Annotated in this window: 17 protein-coding genes; 8 read left to right on the top strand and 9 right to left on the bottom strand. The window is 31.2% G+C overall.

All coding sequences use genetic code 11. The features are described from left to right. Positions 1–98 precede the first annotated feature (98 nt). Both WAF17_RS07315 and WAF17_RS07310 read right to left on the bottom strand, forming a co-directional pair. Positions 99–659 carry a hypothetical protein gene (locus WAF17_RS07315; protein ID WP_338768196.1) on the bottom strand — a complete coding sequence of 187 codons (561 nt, stop codon included), beginning with the start codon at positions 657–659 and terminating at the stop codon, positions 99–101. Positions 660–882: 223 nt separating this feature from the next. Continuing rightward, complete coding sequence (locus WAF17_RS07310; protein WP_338768193.1) at positions 883–1,866, bottom strand: 2-oxoglutarate and iron-dependent oxygenase domain-containing protein; 984 nt, start codon at positions 1,864–1,866, stop codon at positions 883–885. Positions 1,867–2,050: 184 nt separating this feature from the next. Here WAF17_RS07310 and WAF17_RS07305 point away from each other — a divergent pair, with 184 nt between their 5' ends. Then, the gene (locus WAF17_RS07305; RefSeq protein WP_338768191.1) at positions 2,051–2,587 is read left to right on the top strand and encodes a DUF4199 domain-containing protein; all 537 of its coding nucleotides are present in this window, start codon (positions 2,051–2,053) and stop codon (positions 2,585–2,587) included. Positions 2,588–2,795: 208 nt separating this feature from the next. Here the strand turns inward: WAF17_RS07305 and WAF17_RS07300 are convergent, their stop codons facing one another. Beyond that, positions 2,796–3,479, bottom strand: coding sequence for an ABC transporter ATP-binding protein (locus tag WAF17_RS07300; RefSeq protein ID WP_338768189.1), 684 nt, complete (start codon positions 3,477–3,479; stop codon positions 2,796–2,798). Positions 3,480–3,564: 85 nt separating this feature from the next. On the opposite strand from WAF17_RS07300, the gene WAF17_RS07295 reads away from it, so the two are divergent. Next, a complete protein-coding gene (locus WAF17_RS07295; protein WP_338768187.1) occupies positions 3,565–4,161 on the top strand; it encodes a GNAT family protein in 597 nt (198 codons plus the stop codon). An 80-nt stretch (positions 4,162–4,241) separates the two neighbouring features. On the opposite strand, the gene rlmD is transcribed toward WAF17_RS07295, so the two are convergent. Continuing rightward, entirely contained in the window at positions 4,242–5,657 is a 1,416-nt protein-coding gene (gene rlmD / locus WAF17_RS07290) for a 23S rRNA (uracil(1939)-C(5))-methyltransferase RlmD (RefSeq protein ID WP_338770161.1), read from the bottom strand. A 764-nt stretch (positions 5,658–6,421) separates the two neighbouring features. On the opposite strand from rlmD, the gene WAF17_RS07285 reads away from it, so the two are divergent. After that, positions 6,422–8,263, top strand: coding sequence for a DEAD/DEAH box helicase (locus tag WAF17_RS07285; RefSeq protein WP_338768185.1), 1,842 nt, complete (start codon positions 6,422–6,424; stop codon positions 8,261–8,263). Between the two features lie 88 nt (positions 8,264–8,351). Here the strand turns inward: WAF17_RS07285 and WAF17_RS07280 are convergent, their stop codons facing one another. From WAF17_RS07280 to WAF17_RS07270, 3 genes are all read right to left on the bottom strand, one after another. Continuing rightward, on the bottom strand, positions 8,352–8,966 hold the full coding sequence (locus tag WAF17_RS07280) for a hypothetical protein (protein WP_338768184.1): 615 nt from the start codon (positions 8,964–8,966) through the stop codon (positions 8,352–8,354). 234 nt (positions 8,967–9,200) lie between these two features. Next, the gene (locus WAF17_RS07275) at positions 9,201–10,043 is read right to left on the bottom strand and encodes a hypothetical protein (protein ID WP_338768183.1); all 843 of its coding nucleotides are present in this window, start codon (positions 10,041–10,043) and stop codon (positions 9,201–9,203) included. Between the two features lie 3 nt (positions 10,044–10,046). After that, positions 10,047–10,880, bottom strand: a complete 834-nt coding sequence (locus WAF17_RS07270; RefSeq protein WP_338768181.1) for a hypothetical protein — start codon at positions 10,878–10,880, stop codon at positions 10,047–10,049. 484 nt (positions 10,881–11,364) lie between these two features. Here WAF17_RS07270 and ftsZ point away from each other — a divergent pair, with 484 nt between their 5' ends. The 4 genes from ftsZ to WAF17_RS07250 all read left to right on the top strand — a co-directional run bounded on the left by ftsZ (position 11,365) and on the right by WAF17_RS07250 (position 15,602). After that, entirely contained in the window at positions 11,365–12,990 is a 1,626-nt protein-coding gene (gene ftsZ, locus WAF17_RS07265) for a cell division protein FtsZ (protein ID WP_338768180.1), read from the top strand. Positions 12,991–13,067: 77 nt separating this feature from the next. Continuing rightward, positions 13,068–13,814, top strand: coding sequence for a hypothetical protein (locus WAF17_RS07260; protein ID WP_338768179.1), 747 nt, complete (start codon positions 13,068–13,070; stop codon positions 13,812–13,814). A gap of 69 nt (positions 13,815–13,883) precedes the next feature. After that, complete coding sequence (locus WAF17_RS07255) at positions 13,884–14,708, top strand: hypothetical protein (protein ID WP_338768178.1); 825 nt, start codon at positions 13,884–13,886, stop codon at positions 14,706–14,708. Positions 14,709–14,891: 183 nt separating this feature from the next. Then, positions 14,892–15,602 (top strand): response regulator transcription factor, encoded by a 711-nt coding sequence (locus tag WAF17_RS07250; RefSeq protein WP_338768176.1) that lies wholly within the window; start codon positions 14,892–14,894, stop codon positions 15,600–15,602. A 96-nt stretch (positions 15,603–15,698) separates the two neighbouring features. Here the strand turns inward: WAF17_RS07250 and WAF17_RS07245 are convergent, their stop codons facing one another. Next, positions 15,699–19,421 (bottom strand): SpoIIE family protein phosphatase, encoded by a 3,723-nt coding sequence (locus WAF17_RS07245; RefSeq protein WP_338768174.1) that lies wholly within the window; start codon positions 19,419–19,421, stop codon positions 15,699–15,701. 371 nt (positions 19,422–19,792) lie between these two features. After that, on the bottom strand, positions 19,793–20,716 hold the full coding sequence (locus tag WAF17_RS07240; protein WP_338770159.1) for a DUF58 domain-containing protein: 924 nt from the start codon (positions 20,714–20,716) through the stop codon (positions 19,793–19,795). A gap of 228 nt (positions 20,717–20,944) precedes the next feature. Between WAF17_RS07240 and WAF17_RS07235 the strand changes: the two genes are divergently transcribed. Then, the gene (locus WAF17_RS07235; RefSeq protein ID WP_338768172.1) at positions 20,945–22,525 is read left to right on the top strand and encodes a hypothetical protein; all 1,581 of its coding nucleotides are present in this window, start codon (positions 20,945–20,947) and stop codon (positions 22,523–22,525) included. The last annotated feature ends 54 nt before the right edge of the window (positions 22,526–22,579 follow it).

The raw sequence follows: 22,579 nt of genomic DNA, 5'->3' as shown, positions 1-22,579 counted from the left end.
GATACAAAAACCACGGCTACAAGCCGAATACATATAAGTCACTCATTAAAAACGAGTGATAGCCTGTGGTTTTACGATTGATAGTAGGAAAATCGTTTTTAATAATACCACTTACTTAAATATTTATAGTGACTCCATTTTCCGTCATCAAACTTATATAAAACTGTACTTCCACTAGAATTACCTCTGATTATCGTTATTAATGCTAACTTTTTGTCATTCGTAAAAATTGGTTTTGAAACGTACAGAGGATAGTTTTTCCATCCACCTTGGTTATTGTTGAAACCTCTTATTTCTTTTTTTAACTTTTTCTGTTCTTCTTTCGTCTTATCAGATACTTTTAGAATCTCTTGTTTTAAATCAATTTTTTTGTTTTTAGAAACAAGAATTTTATTTCCAATATCTTGCTTCGTCCAATTTTCATAATCAATTTTTAAAGTATCTATTTTTGACATTAACTCTCGGATATTTAAAGAGTCAGATTTACTTTCTCCAATAAAAAGCTTTTTTTCGTAAAGAAGGGGAAGTCGAAGTATAGGTTTAGCTGGTTGGTCATAGACAATTACTGACTCGTTATCTAATGCAACTTCAAGTAGATTTTGCGAATATAATTCTGTCGTATAAATCAAAATTAGTATTAGTGCTAGGATGATTTTCATAATTGTGCACAAAATAATATGGCTTGTTGAAAAAATATCTGTTTTGAAAACCATTTTTGCTCTTCGTTTTCTTAAAATTACTGCTAACTTATTAATAAACACAACAGCATTCAATTATTTTCACAAAGTTTCTTTTCTAACAAAACTTGTAATAAATGGCAAATGAAATTTTATGTTATGCATTTCATTTACCATTTATCACTCACAATTTACAATTCAAAAATTACGCTTTTTTCAAACCTAATTCTATCAAACGCTCATTCAAAAACTCTCCTGCTGTGATGTCTTCAAATTGTTTTGGGTTTTGAGCATCCGTACAGTTTTCCAAACAACTCAAATCCATTTCCGAACGTGGGTGCATAAAAAATGGAATTGAATAACGAGACGTATTCATTTTGTCTTTTGGAGGATTAACCACTCTGTGAATTGTAGATTTGAGTTTGTTGTTTGTCAGACGAGACAGCATATCGCCAACATTTACAACTACTTGCTCAGGAAGCGCAGTAATCGGAATCCATTTGTCATCACGACGCAAAACCTGCAAACCGTCAGCACTTGCACCCATCAAAAGCGTAATCAAATTGATGTCGCCATGTGCAGCAGCACGAACAGCATCAGGAGCTAATTCTTCTGGATTTGGAATTGGGAAATAATGGATAGCTCTCAAAATACTATTTCCATTATGAATTTTATTATCAAAATAATGTTCTTCTAAGCCCAAATACAAAGCAGCAGCTTGTAAAAGTTCTTTACCCGAATTTTCTAATGTTTGATAAGCGTGAGTTGTATATTTTTCAAACTCAGGCGTTTCTTTTGGGAAAATATTATCTGGATATTCATTTAAGGCTGAATCGGTTTCCTTTTCTTTTTCTTCAAAGATTTGTCCGACGTGATAAAACTCTTTCAAATCTGGTGTTTTGAAACCCTTTGCTGTTTCTCTTCCTTTGCTGATATAACCACGCTGACCAGCCAAAGCCAAGTTTTCGTATTTGCGTTTGGTATCTTCGTCTAACTGGAAAAAATCTTGTACCGAACTGTACAACTTATCTCTGTTTTCATCTGCCAAACCGTGATTTTTGACGGCAACAAAACCGATATTTTCCCACGCTTTACCGAGTTCTTGAACAAATTTTGCTTTGCGCTCTCCACCTGCTCTAAAGTCTGCCAAATCTACTGACGGTACTTCATCATATAAAATATCACTCATAGTGTTTTTGTATTTATTGATTTAAAAGGAAATTTTTAGTAAAATAATGAAATCTTTGTGCATTTTCAAAATTCTATAAAATCTCATTTTTAATAAAAAATACGGTTTCAAATAAGGAAACCAATAAAAGGATATGTATTTTTGCAACTTATATCAGAATCTATCATCCGTATTTATATAAAAAATGAAAAATCCTTTTTGGAAATATGCCTTTATGACGGCTGCAACAATGGCTGTTGGTGTTCTTTTGCTCAATGTTACGTTTCATGCACTTGGAAAAAATCCGTTTAGAGAGTATGAGTTTATGTTTATGCCAATTTATTTTGGACTTTTAGTGTGGGGACTTTTTAATTATAGAAGAAAAGTTTTGAATGGTTATTTGGAAGGTTGGAGAGCAATCAGTTTCGGTCTTTTGGCTAATTTTGTAGCTATTATTTTGTATTGTGGGCTTTTATATGGCTTTTTAAGAACCGTTCCAGAGGCTTTAGAAAAACATCAAATTGAAGTAGATGCATACAGTAAAGCTTTGAAAGAAGGTGCAGAGGCTCATTTAGAAGAATCAGAAGAATTAAGTAGTGTTCTTTTAGAAGCCACAAAAAATAATGATAGAATAACACCTGCTGGAATGGCTGTCGATAAATTCGTAAAGATGGGAGTTATAGGATTTGTAGTTTCGATAGTGGCAGCTCTTTTTATGATGAAGAGAAAACCAGAGAATTAATTACGAATTAAAGATTACGGATTACGGAATTTTTTCGCAAAAAATGAAACAATAATTTGAAAAGAGAATTTTTCACTAATCACTAATCACTAATCACTAATCACTAATCACTAATCACTAATCACTAATCACTAATCACTAATCACTAATCACTAATCACTAATCACTAATCACTAATCACTAATCACTAATCACTAATCACTAATCACTAATCACTAATCACTAATTCCCCATCATTTAGCTCAATTACATTATCAATAATTGGATGGTTTTTGAGCCATTCGTCGTGTGTAGTAAGGATTATTGTTTGTCCGTTTGTTTTTAGTTTTTCAAAAACTTCAAAAACCTCTATGGCATTTTTCCTGTCTAAATGTGAAGTAGGTTCGTCAGCAAAAAGAATAGCAGGTTTTCGGATTAATGCCCTTGCAATGGCTGTGCGTTGGAGTTCTCCACCTGAAAGAATATCTATTTTTTGATTTAATTTATGAGAAATTTGAGCTAAAGTCGCAGCTTCTTGACTCATAAAATCCATTTTTTTGGAAGAATAATTAAGAGGAAGAAGAGGAAGAATGATATTTTGCTCAACAGTAAGTCCTTGAATAAGATTAAAATGCTGAAAAACAATGCCTATATGTTCTCGCCTAAACTGTGTCAAAAATTTCTCTGACCAGTGCGAAACATTTTCCTCCAAACAGATATAACTCCCAGAAGTAGGCTTTGTAAGTCCTGCCAAAATACTAATCAGCGTAGTTTTTCCAGAACCTGATGAGCCTTTCAAAAGTGTACAACTTCCTTTTTTTATAGACAAAGAAATATCAGATAAAGCAACAAATTCATTACTTTTTCCTTTATTGAATATTTTATTGAGATTTTGAGTTTGGAGAGCGAGCATTTTTGTTTTTATCTTATGTTTCGTTTTACTTTAGAAAGTAAAAATACTCATTATCTATCTGAAATTTCATCAAAAATCAATTCTTATGAAAAAATGGCTTTCTCCTGTTACTTTAGAAGGAAATTTAGTAAAATTAATTTCTTTGTCTAGTTCTCATAAAAATGAGCTTTTAGAAGCTGCATCAGATGGCGAGTTATGGAATTTGTGGTTTACTTCTGTTCCTTCTCAAGAAAAAATTGATGATTATTTAGATTTTGCTTTTTCAGAACAAGAAGCCAATAGAGCTTTACCTTTTGCGATTATTGATAAAAAAACAAATAAAATTATCGGTTCTACTCGTTTTTGTAATGTTGTAGAATCAAATAAAAGGGTAGAAATTGGTTATACATGGTATTCGAAAAGCTATCAACGAACAGGAGTCAATACTGAATGTAAATATTTATTGTTGCAATATGCTTTTGAAAAATTAAAATGTATTGCTGTGGAGTTTCGAACAAGTTGGTATAACCAAGCATCAAGAAAAGCTATTTTAAGGTTAGGAGCAAAACAAGATGGTGTTTTAAGAAATCATCAAATTGATTCAAATGGGATACTTAGAGATACAGTTGTTTTTTCGATTATAAATATTGAATGGCAGGGCGTGAAAAAATTATTGGACTTTGAGATGAGTAGGAAAAGGTAACAACTAGAATATAAACTCAAACTTTGACAAACTTATCTGATAAATTATCAATAGTTTGAGTTTATTGAGAATACTATTATTTATTTCAACTCCAACAAAACCACGTTTTCTACATGATGCGTTTGTGGAAACATATCAACAGGTTGAATAGCTTTTACGCTATATTTTTCATCCAAAAGTTGTAAATCTCGTGCTTGTGTAGCTGGGTTACAACTCACATAAACAATGCGTTTTGCACCAATTCTCAAAAGCATAGCAATTACATCTGGGTGCATTCCTGCTCTTGGTGGGTCGGTCAAAATAACATCTGGACGGGCGTGTTTTTCTAAAAATTCCTCATTCAAAACATCTTTCATGTCACCTGCATAAAAAAGTGTATTATCAATTCCATTTAATTTAGAATTGATTTTTGCATCTTCAATGGCTGGTTCGATATATTCTACTCCAATTACTTGTTTGGCTTGTTTTGCTACAAAGTTTGCTATTGTTCCTGTTCCTGTATAAAGGTCATAAACGACTTCTTCGCCTGTAAGCTGTGCAAAATCTCTAGTAATTTTATATAAATTATAGGCTTGAATAGAGTTAGTTTGATAGAATGATTTAGCTTGAATTCTGAATTCTAAGCCTTCCATCGTTTCAGTAATATAATCTTTCCCTGCAAAACAAACAATCTCCAAGTCTTGGAAAGTATCATTTCTTTTTGTGTTTACAACATATTGCAAAGACGTAATCTCAGGAAAAGAAGTCTTTATAAATTGCATTAACTTTTCTACTTCTTCATTGAATGCTGTTACTTGCAACATAACCATCAAATCTGATGTTGTTTGAGAATTACGAATCATCAAGTTTCTCAACAGACCTTCAAAAGCCATTACATTATAAAACTCTAAATCGTGTTCTCTAGCATATTTATTGACTGCCAAACGAATAGAATTTGACGGCTCGGCTTGTAGATAACACTCATTCAAATCAACGAGTTTATCGTAACGCCCCGGTATATGAAAACCCAAAGCACGATTGTCAAAATCTTGTCCTGTTGCTATTTGTTCGCTAGTTAGCCAACGACGAGAAGAAAACGTAAATTCTAATTTATTTCTATAAAAAGTAGTGTTTTCTGATGCTAGAATAGGCTTTATTTCTGGTAATTCTATCTTTGCCAAACGTTCTAAGTTATCTTTTACTTGTTTTTCTTTATAAAAAAGCTGTCTTTCATAGCTCAAATGTTGCCATTTACAGCCTCCACAAACTCCGAAATGCTGACAAAAAGGTTCTACACGTTCATCAGAATAAGAATGAAACTTTACTACTGTGGCTTCCCAATAACTTTTTCTTTGTTTGGTAACTCGTAAATCTACTACGTCTTTTGGTACTACGCCTGTAACGAAAACTACTCTTCCATCGGCTTCTTCTGGTCTGGCAATACATTTTCCTTCTGCTCCTGCATCAAGAATGACAACATTTTCTATAATTCGGTTTTTGTGTTTTCTTCTTCCCATATTTACTATTCTGATTATTTTTGGTTTCAATGTACAAAGTTAGGAAAAATAAAATAGCTGTATTAAACTTTTTTATTGAAGCAAAATTATAGGAAATAAGCTCAAATAATTAGGTTAATAAAAAAATAATTCTTATCTTTGCAACTCGTTAAAGAAAGCCATAGGGAAAAGCCTAAGCTATTGCGTTTAATTAAGTTTTAGATAATGAAAAGATTATAAAAGTTATAATCAAATTATTAAAAGTCAAAACTTAACTATTGAAATATAGAAAACTTTGATTTAAAAGTACATATCAAGTATTCCGAATTAATTCTGAATTCTAAATTCTAATTTTTGAATTTATATAATGTACCTCTTTTCTGTTCACTACATAAGAAGTCTTTGTTGAGTTAGCTTGCGTTGTGAAATTTAATTTTATTATTAAAATAATATGTTAGATTTCAAATCACAAAACAAATCGTTCAACGCCTCCCACAAAAGCTTCTCACTTAGCACAAACCTCAAAGTCATCTAGGTTTCGTCATTTTTGCTCTTATCAACACTTGATACAATACCGTATTTGTTTAATTATCTAGAAAAATAAATTTCAAAATAAAGTTCTGCATACATACTATGTAGTTTTTATTGAATGCTTTTTATTTTCTCATTAATTACAATAATTCTGTTTATCTAAATTGGTACACACTCTGACCGTCTGCTTATCGTTTTTTTAAGTCGCTTTCTAAAATTATTTATCATACACATATAATTTATATATTTTCTATATGGAAAAGACAATTGAAAAAACAAAGACAGCAGAAAAAGCAACAGAAGTACAAGAAACAGAAGTGAAAATAAAATTTTCAGAAATGAATCTTTCTGAAGATGTGCAAAAGGCAGTTGAGAAAATGGGATTTGAATCTCCTTCTCCAATTCAAGAAGAAGCAATTCCTTTCTTATTAGAAGGAAGAGATGTAATCGGACAAGCACAAACAGGAACAGGAAAAACAGCTGCATTTGGTATTCCTCTTATTGAAAGAATCATCAAAGCAAATGAAAACAGCGAATTTGATAGAAATTCAAGATTACCAAAAGGAATTATTTTATGTCCTACTCGTGAACTTGCTGTTCAAGTAGCAGGAGAATTAGAGAAATTAGCAAAGTATCGTAAAGATATTTTCGTAACAGCTATTTATGGTGGAGAGTCTATTGAAAAACAGATTCGTAATCTAAAAAGAGGTGTTCAAATCGTTGTAGGAACACCAGGGCGTACGATTGACCATATCAAAAGAGGAACTTTGAAGCTAGAAGAAATAACAAACATTATTTTGGATGAAGCTGATGAGATGCTTAATATGGGCTTTAAAGAAGATATTGAATTGATTTTGGAGCAAATTACGACAGAACACCAAACAGTTTTGTTTTCTGCTACAATGCCAAAACCAATCCTTCAAATTGCTAGAAAATACCAAAACAATCCAGAAATTGTAAAGGTAATCAGTAAAGAACTTACAAGTGATAATATCGAACAATCATTCTTACCAATCAATCCGAATTACAAAACTGATGTTTTAGTTCGTTTGTTGGCATATAACGGTTGGGAATCAATGCTTATTTTCTGTAATACAAAACAGAGAACCGACGAAGTAGCAGAAAGACTTATTCAAAAAGGATATGCAGCAGAAGCACTACACGGAGATTTGGCACAACACCAACGTAATTTGGTAATGAATAAATTCCGTCATGGACGTGTTCAGATTTTGGTAGCGACAGATGTTGCAGCTCGTGGAATTGATGTAGATAACGTAGAAGCAGTTATTAATTATGACGTGCCTTTAGACCCAGAATATTATGTTCACCGTATTGGTCGTACAGGTCGTGCAGGAAATAAAGGTGTTTCGATTACATTTATTTCTGGTCGTAGAGAACAATATCGTTTGAATGATATCGAACGTTATTCTAAGTCTAAAATATCTCAAGGAACAATTCCTACACAAGACGAAGTTTTGGCTAAAAAGCAAGTTCGTTTTATGGAAAACTTGAAAGAAATTATTGGAAATGAGAAAAAAGCTGAAGAATTAGAAGGTTTTACAGCTCTTATCGAAATGTTAGAAATTGAAGGAATCACTTCAAAACAAGTAGCTGCTGCTGTTTTGAGCCTTCAATTATCAAACAAACCTACTGACCGTCTTACAGAAGCTGAAATCTGGGATACTAGAGACAGAAGAAGAGATGGACGTGGTGGAAGAGATAGAGACAGAAATAGAGGAGGAAGAAATGACCGTAGAGGTGGACGTAATGATAGAGGAAGCCGTAACCGTCGTGATGACAGAGGTGGACGTGATAGAAATGACAGAGGAAGCCGTCCTTCTTACAAAGACCGTGGCGACCGTGGTACTATGATTCGTTTGCGTATTGACTTAGGAGCAACTGAAAATGTACGTAAAGGTGATATTTTGGGAGCAATTGCAGGAGAAACAGGAATGCGTGGCGACAAAATAGGTGCTATTCGTGTAAATGAAAAAGAATCTTTTGTAGAAGTACCACAATCTGATGTTGATAACGTAATCAGAGTAATGAACAAATCTAAAATAAAAGGTAAAAAAGTAGAGTTTGAAAAAGCTTAATTTTTAGTCCTTTAGACAATATATTTAAAATCCATTTTTCTAATTTAGTTTAGGGAAATGGATTTTTTTTGTTTTTGTAGGAATTCAATTACTTCATTTTCCATTCTTCTCTAGCTGTTTTTGAAAGTATTATTAGAGCTAGAAATAGAAAACTAAATGCAAAAAATAGTAAAGAAACTATACGCACCCAACTTTCTCTACTAGTAAGGTCAGCATTATGTATACTAGTAATAATAATTACAAACAACTCATAGAAACGTATCAACATAAAGAGAAACATTCCAACAAAAAGTAAAGCCACAATCCAACTTATTATTTTAGGGAATTTCCATAGTGTTAAGGCAATTAAAAACATAACTAAACCTAAAACTATAAACTCCACAAATTTTATACGTTTATCAAATAAGTTATGTCCACTTGTTTCAGTAGAGAGGAATAGATAACCGATTCCAATTATAATAAAAGCAAATGAAAAAACTCTATGAATGCGTAAGAAATATGTATTAGTTTTTTCTTGAGATTTATTATCTCCTTCTAAGTCATCTAAAATAATATCACTACTATTTGAGTTTTCTTGTTTAGAAAATAGAGGGTGTTTTACAAACAGAATTAAAAGAAGAAAAACAGTAGAAATGATGATGAGACTAAAAGTTGTATCTGATTCAAAGAGTTGGGACTGAAGTAATGTGCAAACTAAAGACACCAATCCAAAATAGATAATACCAAAAATTAAATATTTTCTTAGTAAAAAAGGTATTAGAAAGAAAGGTAGTGAAAATAGAAAAGGTATATAATCTTTTTGGAAAGGAACATTTCTTATTACCGATGAATCTATCGTTTTAATTCTCAGAGTGTAATCAAGAATATTTAACAACAAAAATCCCACACAAAAGTAAAACCCCAAAACTAAATTTCTAAAAGTAATTGATTTCATAGTTTATTTCATTTTCCATTCTTCTTTGGCTGTTTTTGAAATAAGTATTAAAGCGATAAACAGAGGTATAAAAGCTAAACCTATAATAGAAGTCGATTCTAACCAACTCATTATACGATAATTTGTATAGTCTTCATTCAATAGGTCAGTACATACAAAAAACTCTATTGCTATAAAAGCTACTATTAAAGTTAAAGCTATAATCCAACTGGCAACTTTAGGAAAGTTCCACAGAACAACAGTAAATATGAGAATGACAAAACCAAAAAGCAAAAATATTAAACTTATATCTTTGTAATGATTAAGATTTGCATCAATAGAAGAAATAATAGCTGTTATGGTTATAATCATAAAAGCCAATGAAAAAACTCTATGAATACGTAAAAAATAGGATTTACTTTCTTTGGTTTTTGCACTAATTTCAAATTCATCTAAAATAATATTACTATCCTTTTTTGAGAAAGAGAACTCAGAAAAATGAGGGTGCATTCCAAGACAAATTAAAGTAAATAAAATAACAAAAATACCTGTCATACTTAAAATAATATCCATATTAGAATGAAAAGGATCAAGTAACACATAGACAGAAGCAGCAAACACATAATAAATTACACATAATATCCATGTTTCTCTATAAAATAAGCATAATACTACACCTACAAAAAAAGGTAAAGTAACTAAAAAGACATATTTGTTGTTATTTATTATCAAATCTTCTGCTACTATCTTACTTTGATTCCAAGTATTCCAAAGAGTTATAAAACTCCTCTCATTAAGAAGTAACAAGGAAAATCCCACACAAAAGTAAAACCCCAAAACTAAATTTCTAAAAGTAATTGATTTCATAGTTTATTTCATTTTCCATTCTTCTTTGGCTGTTTTGGAGAGAACTATAAAGATTAAAAATAGACAAGATAAAACAAAGCCTACCTGTCCAATAACGAAAAACTCCATTAAAAACCTAGAATCATTTTTAAATAAAGAACGATACATCTGTTCAAGAATAGCTAATTCTAAAAATGTTCCTCCAATAAAAACCGTGATAGCTACCAAATAACTAAATACTTTTGGAAACTTCCAATTTAGAAAAGCTATAATAAAAATAGGAACAGAAAGTAATATTAAGCCAAAACCTTCTTCTTCTGAAATATGTCCTCCTGTCATAAATGTTCCCAAGAAAATAAGCCCCAAAGCAGCCAAAACAATAACAAAAGAAAAAATACGATTAATACGTAAAAAATAACTTGTTTTACTGATTATATATCCTTTTTCTTGTGTATCAAAATCATCTAAAATAGTCTCATTTTTGATAGTAGGAGCATTGTTTGTTTTGAAAGAAGGATGATAAGCCAATGAAATTATAAGTAATAAAACACTAAAAAGGATAATACCAAAAACAGCTTTATCTCCATTATTAACTCCCAAAACAGCAATAGAAAATGCAGAAATTCCACCAAAATAAATTCCAAAAAGAATAGAACCTTGTCTAAATCTAGTTGTAATTACTACTAAAACAAAAAACAAAACAGAAAAAATGGCAGTAAATAAATTCTGACTATTTTCAGAAAACCACCATAATAAGTCTATTAAATATTCTAGTGAATAATAAAATGACGGAAAAACAGTAATCCCTAAGCTAACATAAAACCCCAAAACTAAATTCCTAAAAGTAATTGATTTCATAGTTTATTTGATTTAATCAGCCAAAATAATACAGACACACAGGAGCAAAAACGAATTCAAAACGATTCCTTTCTTATGTAGAAATATATAAAATCACAGTATTTTGAAATTAAATACACAAATTCTTAGATTTTTTAATTATTTTTTGCATATTTGAAATAATTTAGCTTAACTTATCGTAGCTTAATCAAACTATTTTTGTTTCTTTGTACATGATTAACTCAAAAGTATAAGAATGAGTGAAACAAAGTAAAGCCAAAAGAATAAAAAAGCTGTGAAAAAAATCACAACGAGCGCAAAACTAACAAACTAAAGTAAGATTTTAGGAGTTAATTATAAAATAATTTAAGATTACAAATATTCTATTCAAAATAATTTTTATATTGTATTCTAAATGTAAATACACATTTTTTAGAGCAAATTAATTTTGGTAGAAATTAAGATATAAATACAAGACCAAAAACCTTGAAATAATCATTCAATGATGTCAGACGTTACAAATTATAATTTCGGAACAGAACCTTCAATCATCAAAGTAATTGGTGTTGGTGGTGGTGGTGGCAACGCTGTTGCACATATGTATTTGCATGGAATAAAAGGAGTAGATTTTTATATCTGTAATACGGATATACAAGCACTTGATTTAAGTCCTGTTCCAAACAAAGTACAGATAGGAAAAACACTTACACAAGGGCTAGGTGCAGGAGCAAACCCTGAACGTGGAAGAAGTGCTGCTCTTGAAAGCAAAGAAGATATAAAAACAATATTAGGAGAAAATACCAAAATGCTTTTTATTACTGCTGGAATGGGTGGTGGTACGGGTACAGGTGCAGCTCCAGTAATTGCCGAAATTGCTCAAAGTCTAGGTGTCTTGACTGTCGGAATCGTAACTGCTCCATTTAGCTTCGAAGGAAGACCTAAGCGAGTAAGAGCGCAAGAAGGCGTAAATGCGCTTCGTGAACACTGTGATACAGTTTTGGTAATCCTAAACGACCGTTTGAGAGATGTTTATGGAAAGGCTTCTATGCGTGAGGCATTCCGTCAAGCTGATAATGTTCTCTTGAAAGGTGCAAAATCTATTGCTGAAATTATTACTGTTTCGGGTACAATAAACGTTGATTTTGAAGATGTTCGTACTGTTATGCAAGGTGCAGGTGCTGCCGTTATGGGTTCATCTACTGCCGAGGGCGAAAACAGAGCAAGACGTGCAGCCGAAGGAGCTATTTCTTCTCCTCTTCTTAATAATACCAATATTTTTGGAGCAAAATATATCTTGCTTTCTATTGTTATTGGAAATGAAGAAGAGTTTCAAATGGATGAACTTGAAGAAGTTACAGATTACGTACAAGAACAAGCTGGTGATGATGCAGAGATTATCTTTGGTCAAGCTACTGACGAAACACTCGGAGACAGCATTAGTGTTACTATTATTGCAACTGGTTTTGAGCATTCAGAAGATTTGCCACCAGAAAGACCAGAACGCAAAGTTTTTGACCTTACTAGCAATAAAAGAATTAAGAATAGAATTGAAGTAAAGGATTATGAGAAAAAAGATTTCTTTGAGGAAAAAGAAAATGAAGAAACTACTCAATCAAATCAAATAGAAACACAAGCTCAAAAGCAACCTGTTGAAGAAACAAAACCTGCTTATACAGAGCCTAAAAAAACAGATAAAGTAATCTTTAGTTTAGAAGATGATTATTTTAATGAAGATGATTCAAAAAAAAAAATAACTAATCAAGCACCACAAAATACACCAGCTGTAAGTGCTTATGGTTATATGAATCAGCATTCTCAAAGCTCTAATAGTCAGCAGAATACAAGTCATCAAAATGTAACTTCTACTTCTTCACAAAATACAGTTACTCAAAATCAAGTTGTAGAGAAAAGAGTAGAACAAGTAAAACCTGTTTCTGTTCCAACAAAAAGTCTTTCTGATTTGAGTGATGAAGAATTACAAGAACGTAGAGATGTTCCTGCTTATCTTCGTAGAAATGTAAAACTAAAAGAAATGCCTCATTCGTCAGAATCTTCTAGTTCTCGTTATAAAGTAGATGAAGATAATGAGCTTTTGGGAGGAAATCGTTTTTTACATGATAATGTAGATTAACTGTTTAAAAATTAAAAAATATATAAAACGCCTTTTTTAAAGAAAATAAGGCGTTTTTTTATAAATAAATTTCTTTTATGAAAAATATATTGTATCTATTTCTCTTCTTACTTATTGGTATAACATCATGTAAATCCTCAAAAAACATTACAAAAGAAAAGTACGAAAAAATCTTCTATTTTCATCCAGATAAGAGCAAGAGCACACAAAGGCTAAACATTAATAATAATTTTACCAATATTATTGTAGAAGACTCTTTACTAGAATATGACTTTTGGAATGGTATCGATACTATAAAAATAGTCGAACATAAAGCTATTAAAAATGGAATTGCTTTAGTTATTTTTGAAGAGAAAGAAACAGCAAAATACAAATCTATTACAATTCATAATACAGATGTAAAAGGCTTAGTTACTCTTTATGAAGTCCAAAGAAATTTCTTTACAGCTAAAGAAGCTTTTGAAGCATTGTCTAATGATAAAATTAGAGTAGTAGTAGAACAACCTTTTTTTTCAGAAGAATATGATTTTGAGAATACAAAACCACTAACAGAACTCACAAAAGAAGAGTATATAAAAATCTTAGAATATATTGTTAGTTTAAAAAATAACCTACAAGAGTTTGTAAAAGCTAATTATTTAGAAGAATTTGATGAGAGTAAGGTATCTTTACTGAACGGAAGAGTAACAGATTTGATAGAAAAAAAAATGTTTTTAATGGACTATGATGGATATGCAAAAAACAAAACAACTGTATTGAAAAGTTTTGAATCTGATGCGAAAGTAAAGCAACTCAAAAATCAAATCAGAAGTTTCATAGAATAAGCAGTGAGCTTTTTATAAGCATATTATTGTAATAACTTATATAATCTACACATCAAAACATCTCAAATTATGAAACATCGTATTTTCTCATTTCTACTTGTTATTTTCTTATTCAGCTTTTTTTCTTGTACTTCTTCCAAAATAAATAGCAATGAAAATGACATTATAGGGACTTGGTATCCCAAAAAACCTGATGGAAATGTTAGAGTATTGATAAATCAGAAATCATTCATTCCTCAAAGAATGCCTTATAGTCAAGACACAGAAGTAACTGAAAATACCCCACAAGATATAAAAGAAAAAATAGGTAAATGGGAAACCAAAGATACCATCAAAGTCATAGAAAAAAGTTTTGTAAAAAACGATGAAGGTAAAGACGCTATTCTTTTAGTTATGGAAAGACAAAGAGATGGAAAAGCTCAATACAATTCTTTCTTATTTAGCACGACGGAAGTAAAGGGAATGAAAACAGTTTTTACTCCTAAGCAAAAAGGCTTCGAAACGATTGAGGAAGCAAAAAAAGCAATGCAAGAAGCTAAGTTCCAAAATATAAATCAAGAAATTTTATTTTCAGGAGAGTATAAGAAAAATACTTTGCCTAAGCTAAAACCAATGCTTGAAATTACGAAGGAAGATTATATTGCTGCCATAAAATATGTTCGTAGTTTTGAGAGTGAATTAAAAGAATACGCCATAGAAAAGACAAATAATGACTCAGAATATATAGGCTACGAACTCCGTAAAGTGGCTCAAAAATTAGCTGATAAAAAACTATTCTTGTTAGGCTATAATCCGAATGACTTACCTGCTGATGGTAGCAACTATCTTGATAAATTCAAAGGCGATAAAGAAATAGAAGAACTTAATAATACAAAATCAGAATTTAGGTTTTAATAAATGAGCATTAAAAATAAACCTATTGTTTGCCATTAAATGAGTAACATCTCTCTCTATTCACACTTATTATAGAACATTCAAATGACTTCTAAGGATTTTTAACACTAAAAATGCAGCGATTTTAACATTTCTCTCGTTTAAATGTTAAATCAATATCATTAAAACCCTAAAATTACATTTATGCACAATATATTGTTAGCCGAAGACGACCACAATTTAGGTCAAATTTTAAGTGAGTATTTAGAAATCAAAGGATTTGGTGTTACACTTGCCAGAGATGGAAAAGAAGCATTAGATGCCTTTTTTAAAGAAGATAACGTTTTTGATATTTGTATCTTAGATGTTATGATGCCAAATATAGATGGCTTTACGGCAGCTAAAGAAATCAGAAAAATAGATAAGCATACTCCTATTGTATTCTTGACAGCAAAAGGAATGAAGGAAGACCGTATTGAAGGACTTCAAATTGGAGCAGACGATTATATGACAAAGCCTTTTTCGATGGAAGAGCTTCTTCTTCGTGTACAGGCAATTTTGCGTCGTACTATCGTTACAGATAGCTCTCCTGCACTTCGTAAATTCAATATTGGTGAGCTTCTTTTTGATTATGACGCACAGCTTTTGAAAAATAATGAAGGAGAGGATACAAAACTCACTTCGAAAGAAACTGAACTTTTACGTATGCTTTGTGAAAATAAAAATCAAACGTTAGAGCGTTCAAAAGCTTTAAACGAAATTTGGGGCGATGATAATTACTTCAATGCTCGTAGTATGGATGTTTATGTAACAAAATTACGTAAATATCTTCGTGCAGATGCTCATCTCAAAATTTTGAATGTTCATGGCACAGGTTTCAAATTAGTTGAGCTTGATGAGAGTTCTATTTCATAAATTACTGAAAGTAGAAAAAAGTAGATATTTTTAAAGAAGAAAGCCTTTTCACTTATTTGAAAAGGCTTTTTGATTTTTAAGAAAACTAGAATACTATTAAAATCGAATGCCGATAATCAAAATATCATCTACTTGTTCAGCATTACCTTTCCATTCTGTGAGTTCTCTCTGTAAGGCTCTGCGCTGTTGAGTCATAGAAAGATGCTGGTTGTTTTGTAAAAACTCTCTCAAACGACGACGTAAGTATTTTCTATCTTGCAGCCCTCCAAATTGGTCTTGATAACCATCGGTAAGTAAATAAATAGTATCGTTTTTTTGAATCTGAACTTGATGTGATTTGAACTCAAAATCCTCATTCATTTTTCCTCCTATGGATTGCCTATCAGCTCCTAATTCAAAAAATCTCTCTTTATCTTCCGAATTGAACAGATATAATTGATTTCTTGCAGCAGCCACTTCCAAAACCTTTGTTTTTTCGTCCCACGTACAAAGTGTCATGTCCATTCCATCTTGTGTAAAGGTTTGTTCTTGACGTAATCCCTTAGAAATTCCTTCATGCAGAGCATCTAATATTTTGGCAGGGTTTGTAATATGTTTAGCTAAAATAATTTCATTCAAAAGCTCATAACCTATCATAGACATAAATGCCCCTGGAACGCCATGACCTGTACAATCGATAGCACTAATGATAGATTTTCCATTTATTTTATTGAAATAATAAAAATCCCCACTTACAATATCACGAGGCAAAAATAAAACAAAAGTATCTTCAAACTCTTCTTGAATTGTTTCTAAAGGTGGAAGAATAGCATTCTGAATACGTTTTGCATAATTGATACTTGAAATAAGCTGCTTGTTTTTATCTTGAATAATATCTTTTTGTTCATTAATTTGATGATAAGAGTTTGCATTTTCAATCGCAATTCCTGTATAAACAGCCAAACTACGTAATAAATTGAGATGGTAATCATTATAGGCATTTTTCTCAAAACTCTGTACTGTAATTACTCCAATTACTTTTTTCTTGATTTTGAGAGGAAGATAAATAAGTGAAGGAGCAGCTTTTCCAACAGTTGTTTTTGGACGATGCGACATATAAAGTTCATAATCCACTTCACTATCATTTATGAAAAGGTCTTGTTCATTTAAAAAACACCATACAGCAAAACGCCCTGTATCATCCAAATTTTCGAAGTGAAAAGGTAGTTTTTCGCCATTTTCTATTGCCACAGGAAATTCTAGCGTTTCATTTTCTTCATTATGAATACCGATAGCAAAAACAGAAGCATCCATTAATTTACTGACATGTTGATAAATCATATCTGTAATTTCATCAATCGAACGAGTAGAGGTAATTTCCTGTCCTAGTTTACTCAAAACACGAGTATTAAAATACGCTTGACGCATATCTTCAGTACGCTCTCTAACAGTATTTTCTAAAAGGTTTTTTTCAGATTTTAGTCGTTTGGTGTAAATTTTTACTCCATATTGAACTAAAAACCCAAGAACAAGAACAATAAAAAGATAAAATAAAGGGTGTCTAAACCAAGGCGTTTTGATAGTAAATCTGAAAGTAACTTCTTTGCTTTCTACACCATATAGATTTTTTGCTCTAAGACGAAACATATAGTCTCCCTCTGAAAGATTGGTAAACTTATCTTGTGTTTCGGTTGTCCAAGATGACCAGTTGTTATCGTTTGTCCAATTAGATAAGCCTTTGTCTAAGGGTTCTAATTTAGTTTGATAATAGACTTCACTACGTTGCTCAAAAAATGAACTTCCAAAACTAAAACGTAGCGAATTAAGTGCATAAGGTAATTTTACAGGTTTAGTTTCTGACAAATTATTCTGTTTATTATTTTCTTGATTAAGAATAAAATCAGTAGAGAAAAGTAAAGAATCTCTTGAACCACTATGCTCTATCTGCGTAATAAAAGCAGAAAATGGCTGTTTGTCTGCAATCGTATTAAGAGGGTTGTACGAAATTAGTCCTTCATTTGTACCAATCAAAACTAGATTTTCATCAACTGGACGAACTGCCTGAATGATTTGCTTTATTTTATAAAAAGGAGCATCATATCTTTGGTAGGTAGAATCTGTTTTTTTGAGTTGAACAAGTAGCGTTTGAGAACTACTAAATTTATTTTGTTCATTTTGAGTTACTATCCACAGATTATCTTTTTTATCTTTCTCAAAAATGGTAATGGCTCTTTTTTCTATCAAGTTTTCAAAAACAGGATGTGGCGAAAATGTATTTTCACTAAACCCATAAATTCCTTCTAAAGTACCAAAAATAGCTTTTTCATCAAGCTGAAAGACATGATTTCCTTGATTTTTGGGAAGTCCATTAAGCTCTCCAAAAAATTCAGAATGTGTAACAGTTAGTAAGTCTGTACCTAATTGAAGTCTAAAAATTCCTCTGTTATAATCACTTACCCAAAAGTCGTTGTTCTCATCTTGAATGATTTTGGTAGCTGCACCTGAAAAACCCTTAATTTTATCTACAAAAATCCAATGATTGTTTTGCCACCTCAAAAGTAAAAGACCTTCAATAGAAGCTGCAATTAAGTGAGAAGTATCGTTTTTCACTAATGCAAAATCTTGAATAAATGGGTTACTGGCAGCTAGAAGCTCTTCTACACCTCGTTCTCCTATCCACGCAATACCAGGGTTTTGCGCTCCCAAAAGTATATCTTTATATACATCAAGCTTCCAAGTTTCTCGTTCTGAATAGGGCAAGAGTTGAAATTCTTTTATTGTTTCTGCTTTGTCAGCATTTGATTTGAATATTCCTTGTACGGTTCCGATATAAATACTTTGATTGAAAGGAGGAGAAATACTCAAAATATTTCTGTTTATGTCAGTATTTTTATCAAAATAACGGAAGGACGAAGCAACATCAATATAAGCGATTCCGTTGCTAAGGGCAGCCCAAAGTTGCTTATTAGAATCTTGATATAGATAGGCTACTCTATCATCTTTCAAACCATTTTTTGAAGATATTTTATAAAGAAACTGAAAATTGGAATCAAAAATCAAAATTCCTGCTAGGCGTGTACCTAGCGCATAGCTTCCATCAGCAAGTGAAGTTCCACAATATACTTGACTTGATTTTAAAAGAGAATCTGCCGAAGTAGGAAAAGGTAAAAAACCTGTGTTTTTATTATAAGTATAAATTCCTTTCTGCTCGGTTACAACAAAATAATGAGCTGTTTTTTTAGGGAGAATAGAATAGATTTTTTCGTCTGCAAAAATTTCACTTCCTGCAATAAACTCTAAGCCTTTTGAAGTAAGGCTATGCAATCCCTTTCCCCATTCTCTAACAAATAATTCACTATTTTCATTGTCTTTTCCTTTAATCTGAAAAGCTAAATGAAAAGCCGAATTAGGAGCAATAACTTTAATTTTTTCGTTTTTATACCAAAAAACCTTTTCAAAAGACTGAAATACAATACCATCTGAAGTAGAAAATGCTTTCCAAATTGTAGAGAATTTTTTGTCTTGTTCATTCATTTTATCTAATAGAGAAACGTAAGTTTTGTTTCCTATTGAATCTGAATCTAAATAGCCTATTTCTGATGTCGCTCCGACATAAATTTTCCCATCTTTTCCTTTTGTGAGTGCTGTTACACTTGCCAAATTAGGTAATTCGATAAGTGTCCAGCTATTTCCATCATATTCCAAAATTCCTTTTGTATTTGCTACATAGATTCTACCAATATCATCTTGAACAACAGACCAGTTTTGAGGGTGGGCATGATAATCATAGATACTATAATGTTCTGTTGTCGGAATAGCTTGTGCTTGTAGTTTATCCACAAGAACAAAAAAGAATAGAAACGCACAAAAAAATGACGCAAAGAAATTACGAATAGAGAAAAAATTATAAAAAAAACAGATGGTAGAACTCATTGTGCTAAGAATGCAACTAGAATGAAATAATTTTGGAATACTGCTAATGCTATTTAACTAACTGTGAAAAGTAGAATTAGTCGACAAGATAGCCTTTAAATCATTCAGATAACAAAAACTAAGCGAAATAATCAATTTTTCTAAAAAAAGTAGCTTTTATTTCAAAACTTTTTATTTCATTCTCTCGTATAAGCGTTTTGCAAGAAAGTAAATCAAGAAAACAGCAACTGAACAGCTAATTTTAAATTAAAAATTAACTCAACTGGTTTAATAATTTTCTATTTCATTTTCGCTCGTTTTATCAGATAAGGCAACAAAACTTTGTTCATTGGTTGACGAATATCTACCTCCACAAAATCGATTTTATACTGTCCACTTTTGAGTTTTAGAGCCTGTTCTTTTGCTTTAGTTTGCTCACGATAATATTCTCTAACTTGAGCAGGTTGAAGTTTTATTTTTTCGCCTGTTTCTACGTCTGTAAAAATATACGGACGGTCTTCAAAGTCAAACTCAGTTTCTGTTTTTGAGTCTTTCACATGAAACAACAAAACCTCATGATGACGATGCTTGAGGTGTTGAAGAGCTGCAAAAAGCTCATCTGTTTCATTCATATTATCCAACATATCACTAAAAATAATAACCAAAGAACGTTTGTGTAATCGCTCAGCTATTTCGTGCAAAACCTTTGCAGTAGATGTTTTTTTATTGTTTGGAGCTGGTACATTTAATAACCTTTGGAACTCTAAAAAAAGTGTATGAATATGTTTTGAGGTCGCTTTTATAGGCGTTTGAAGTTCTAGTTTATCCGAAAAAGTGGTTGCACCAATAGCATCACGCTGTTTTTGAAGCATATAAGCGATAGAGGCAGCAGCCATAATAGAAAAAGTAATTTTGCCATTTTCATACTGTCCTTCTCTAGGGTAATACATAGAAGGCGAAACATCAATCAAAAGTTGCGCCCTCAAATTAGTCTCTTCTTCGTAGCGTTTTACAAAAAGTTTGTCGGTTCGTGCATAGACTTTCCAATCAATATGACGAGTGCTTTCTCCTGTATTATAAAGACGGTGTTCGGCAAATTCTACTGAAAAACCGTGATAAGGCGATTTGTGAAGTCCTGAAATAAATCCTTCTACTACCTGACGAGCCAAAAACTCTATATTTCCGAACTGGCGAATGGCTTGTATATCTAATTCTTGCATAATTTTTTTTGTGTTTTATCAAAAATACAAACAAGTTGCTAACTTTATTCAACTTACTCAATAAATGACTTATAAAAAATCTCAAAAAAGGTTTTTTAGGATATTCGGTTGTTGGTGTTGCTTTGCTAAAACACCAAATAACAGCAGGTTGAGCAGTCTTTTTGATTCAACAATATTATTAGTAATCTTAAAATACTCATAGCTTTGTCAAACACCATCTAAAATTAATTAATGAAATCTACTTTTTACAGAAATTATCAAAATCATAAAAATCTATACTTCCTGCTTTCAATTCTCTTAATTAGTTTATTAAGTTCATTTTTGAGAGGGTATGCACTTTTTCAAACTGACTTTGCCAATGGTTGGGATGGTTATTTTTATTTGGTGCAAATGCAATCTTTATTCGAAACAGGAAAAGCTCATACTGGCGACGCTTCTATTATTTACCACTTTCTAACTTTCTTTTATTTCATTTTTCAAGATTATGTCATTTCTTATAAAATTGGCATCTCTTTGTTAGTGGGTATTTTTACGTTTCTACTAATTGTTCTAACAAAAAAGTATTCTACAAAAAAAATAGCTCTTCTTATAGGAGTTTTAATTTTATGTAGTCCTCATCTGACCTATTTTGTATCTCAATATCCTAAAAATATGTTGGGAGTTGTTAGTTTAATTTTGTTTTGGCTAGTTTTTCCTAAAGAATTTTCATCAAAGCGAAGTAATCTAATTTATCAAGTTACAATTTTAATTCTTATCTTAATCCTTAATTATTTTTCTCACAAACTCACTTTTTTTATTGCTCTTCTTTGGATTTGTATTTATTTTTTTGCGAAAGTAAATCAATTAAAACTGATTTTTGTAGGAATTTGTGGTTTGATTCTGATAAGTTTTTTGAAAGTTGATTTGACAGAATATTGGTCGCAATGGAGAAGAATACACGATGCTTTGGGTGGATTTTCATTTGTGCCTTATCATTTTTGGGAGAGTTTTGGAAATGAACGAATTTCTATTTTTTGGAGAACTGAAATTATAATTTCATTCTTTGTAGTGCTTTTTTCTTTAGTCATACTTCTTTTTGATAAAAATAAAATAACTCTATTTCACAAAGTAACTGTAATTACACTTTCGTTACTTCTTTTGCCTGTCTTCAAATGGGATTTAGAAGGAGTTAGTTTTCGTTTTTTTATGCTTTTTGGTGTTTTGTGGTTGCTTATAATTCCTATTTTGGTAGAACAAGCATCTTGCCTGTTTAATAAATTAAATTATACTACTATTTTTCTTCACAGACTGGAAGTCTGTGCTACTTTATTTTTGATTATCTTTTCGTTCTTCTCTTCACAATCTTATACCCCAACTCTTCACGACCCAACAAATCAAACCTATAAAGTTATAACAGATAATTTTGAAAAACAAAGTAATAGATTAGAATCAAAAGTTAAATTATTGATTTTACACAAATCGTTTGCTGAATATTTTACTTTCAGAACTAAAATTGATGCTTTGCCTTGGCTGCCAGAACCTGCATTAAAAGAGGAGATTTCAGATGAAAATTTGTATCGTTTGGCTACACATATCAGAAAAGAAGAATTTGAGTATTATTTGAAAGATAACTTGGGAAATGATTTGAAAAATGAAAATAAAGTAAAACGTTTGGGTTTAAATTATTTTTTGCTCAAAGAAATAGATTATCGAAAAATGATTGTGTCTGCTAAAAACGAAAATGATACATTATTGATAGAACGAATGACAAATCATAATTATAATCCTTCTCGTATTCGTCCTTTGTTTTTATTGGAACAGAAAGAAAAGTGAAATTTCTAAATCAAAAATGGTTTTTGTTTCTTTACTTGATACAGTATTTTTTAT

Source organism: Bernardetia sp. ABR2-2B (assembly GCF_037126435.1).
Classification (GTDB): domain Bacteria; phylum Bacteroidota; class Bacteroidia; order Cytophagales; family Bernardetiaceae; genus Bernardetia.
The sequence above is the reverse complement of the archived record's forward strand: the minus strand, read 5'-3'. Positions and strand labels throughout refer to the sequence as shown.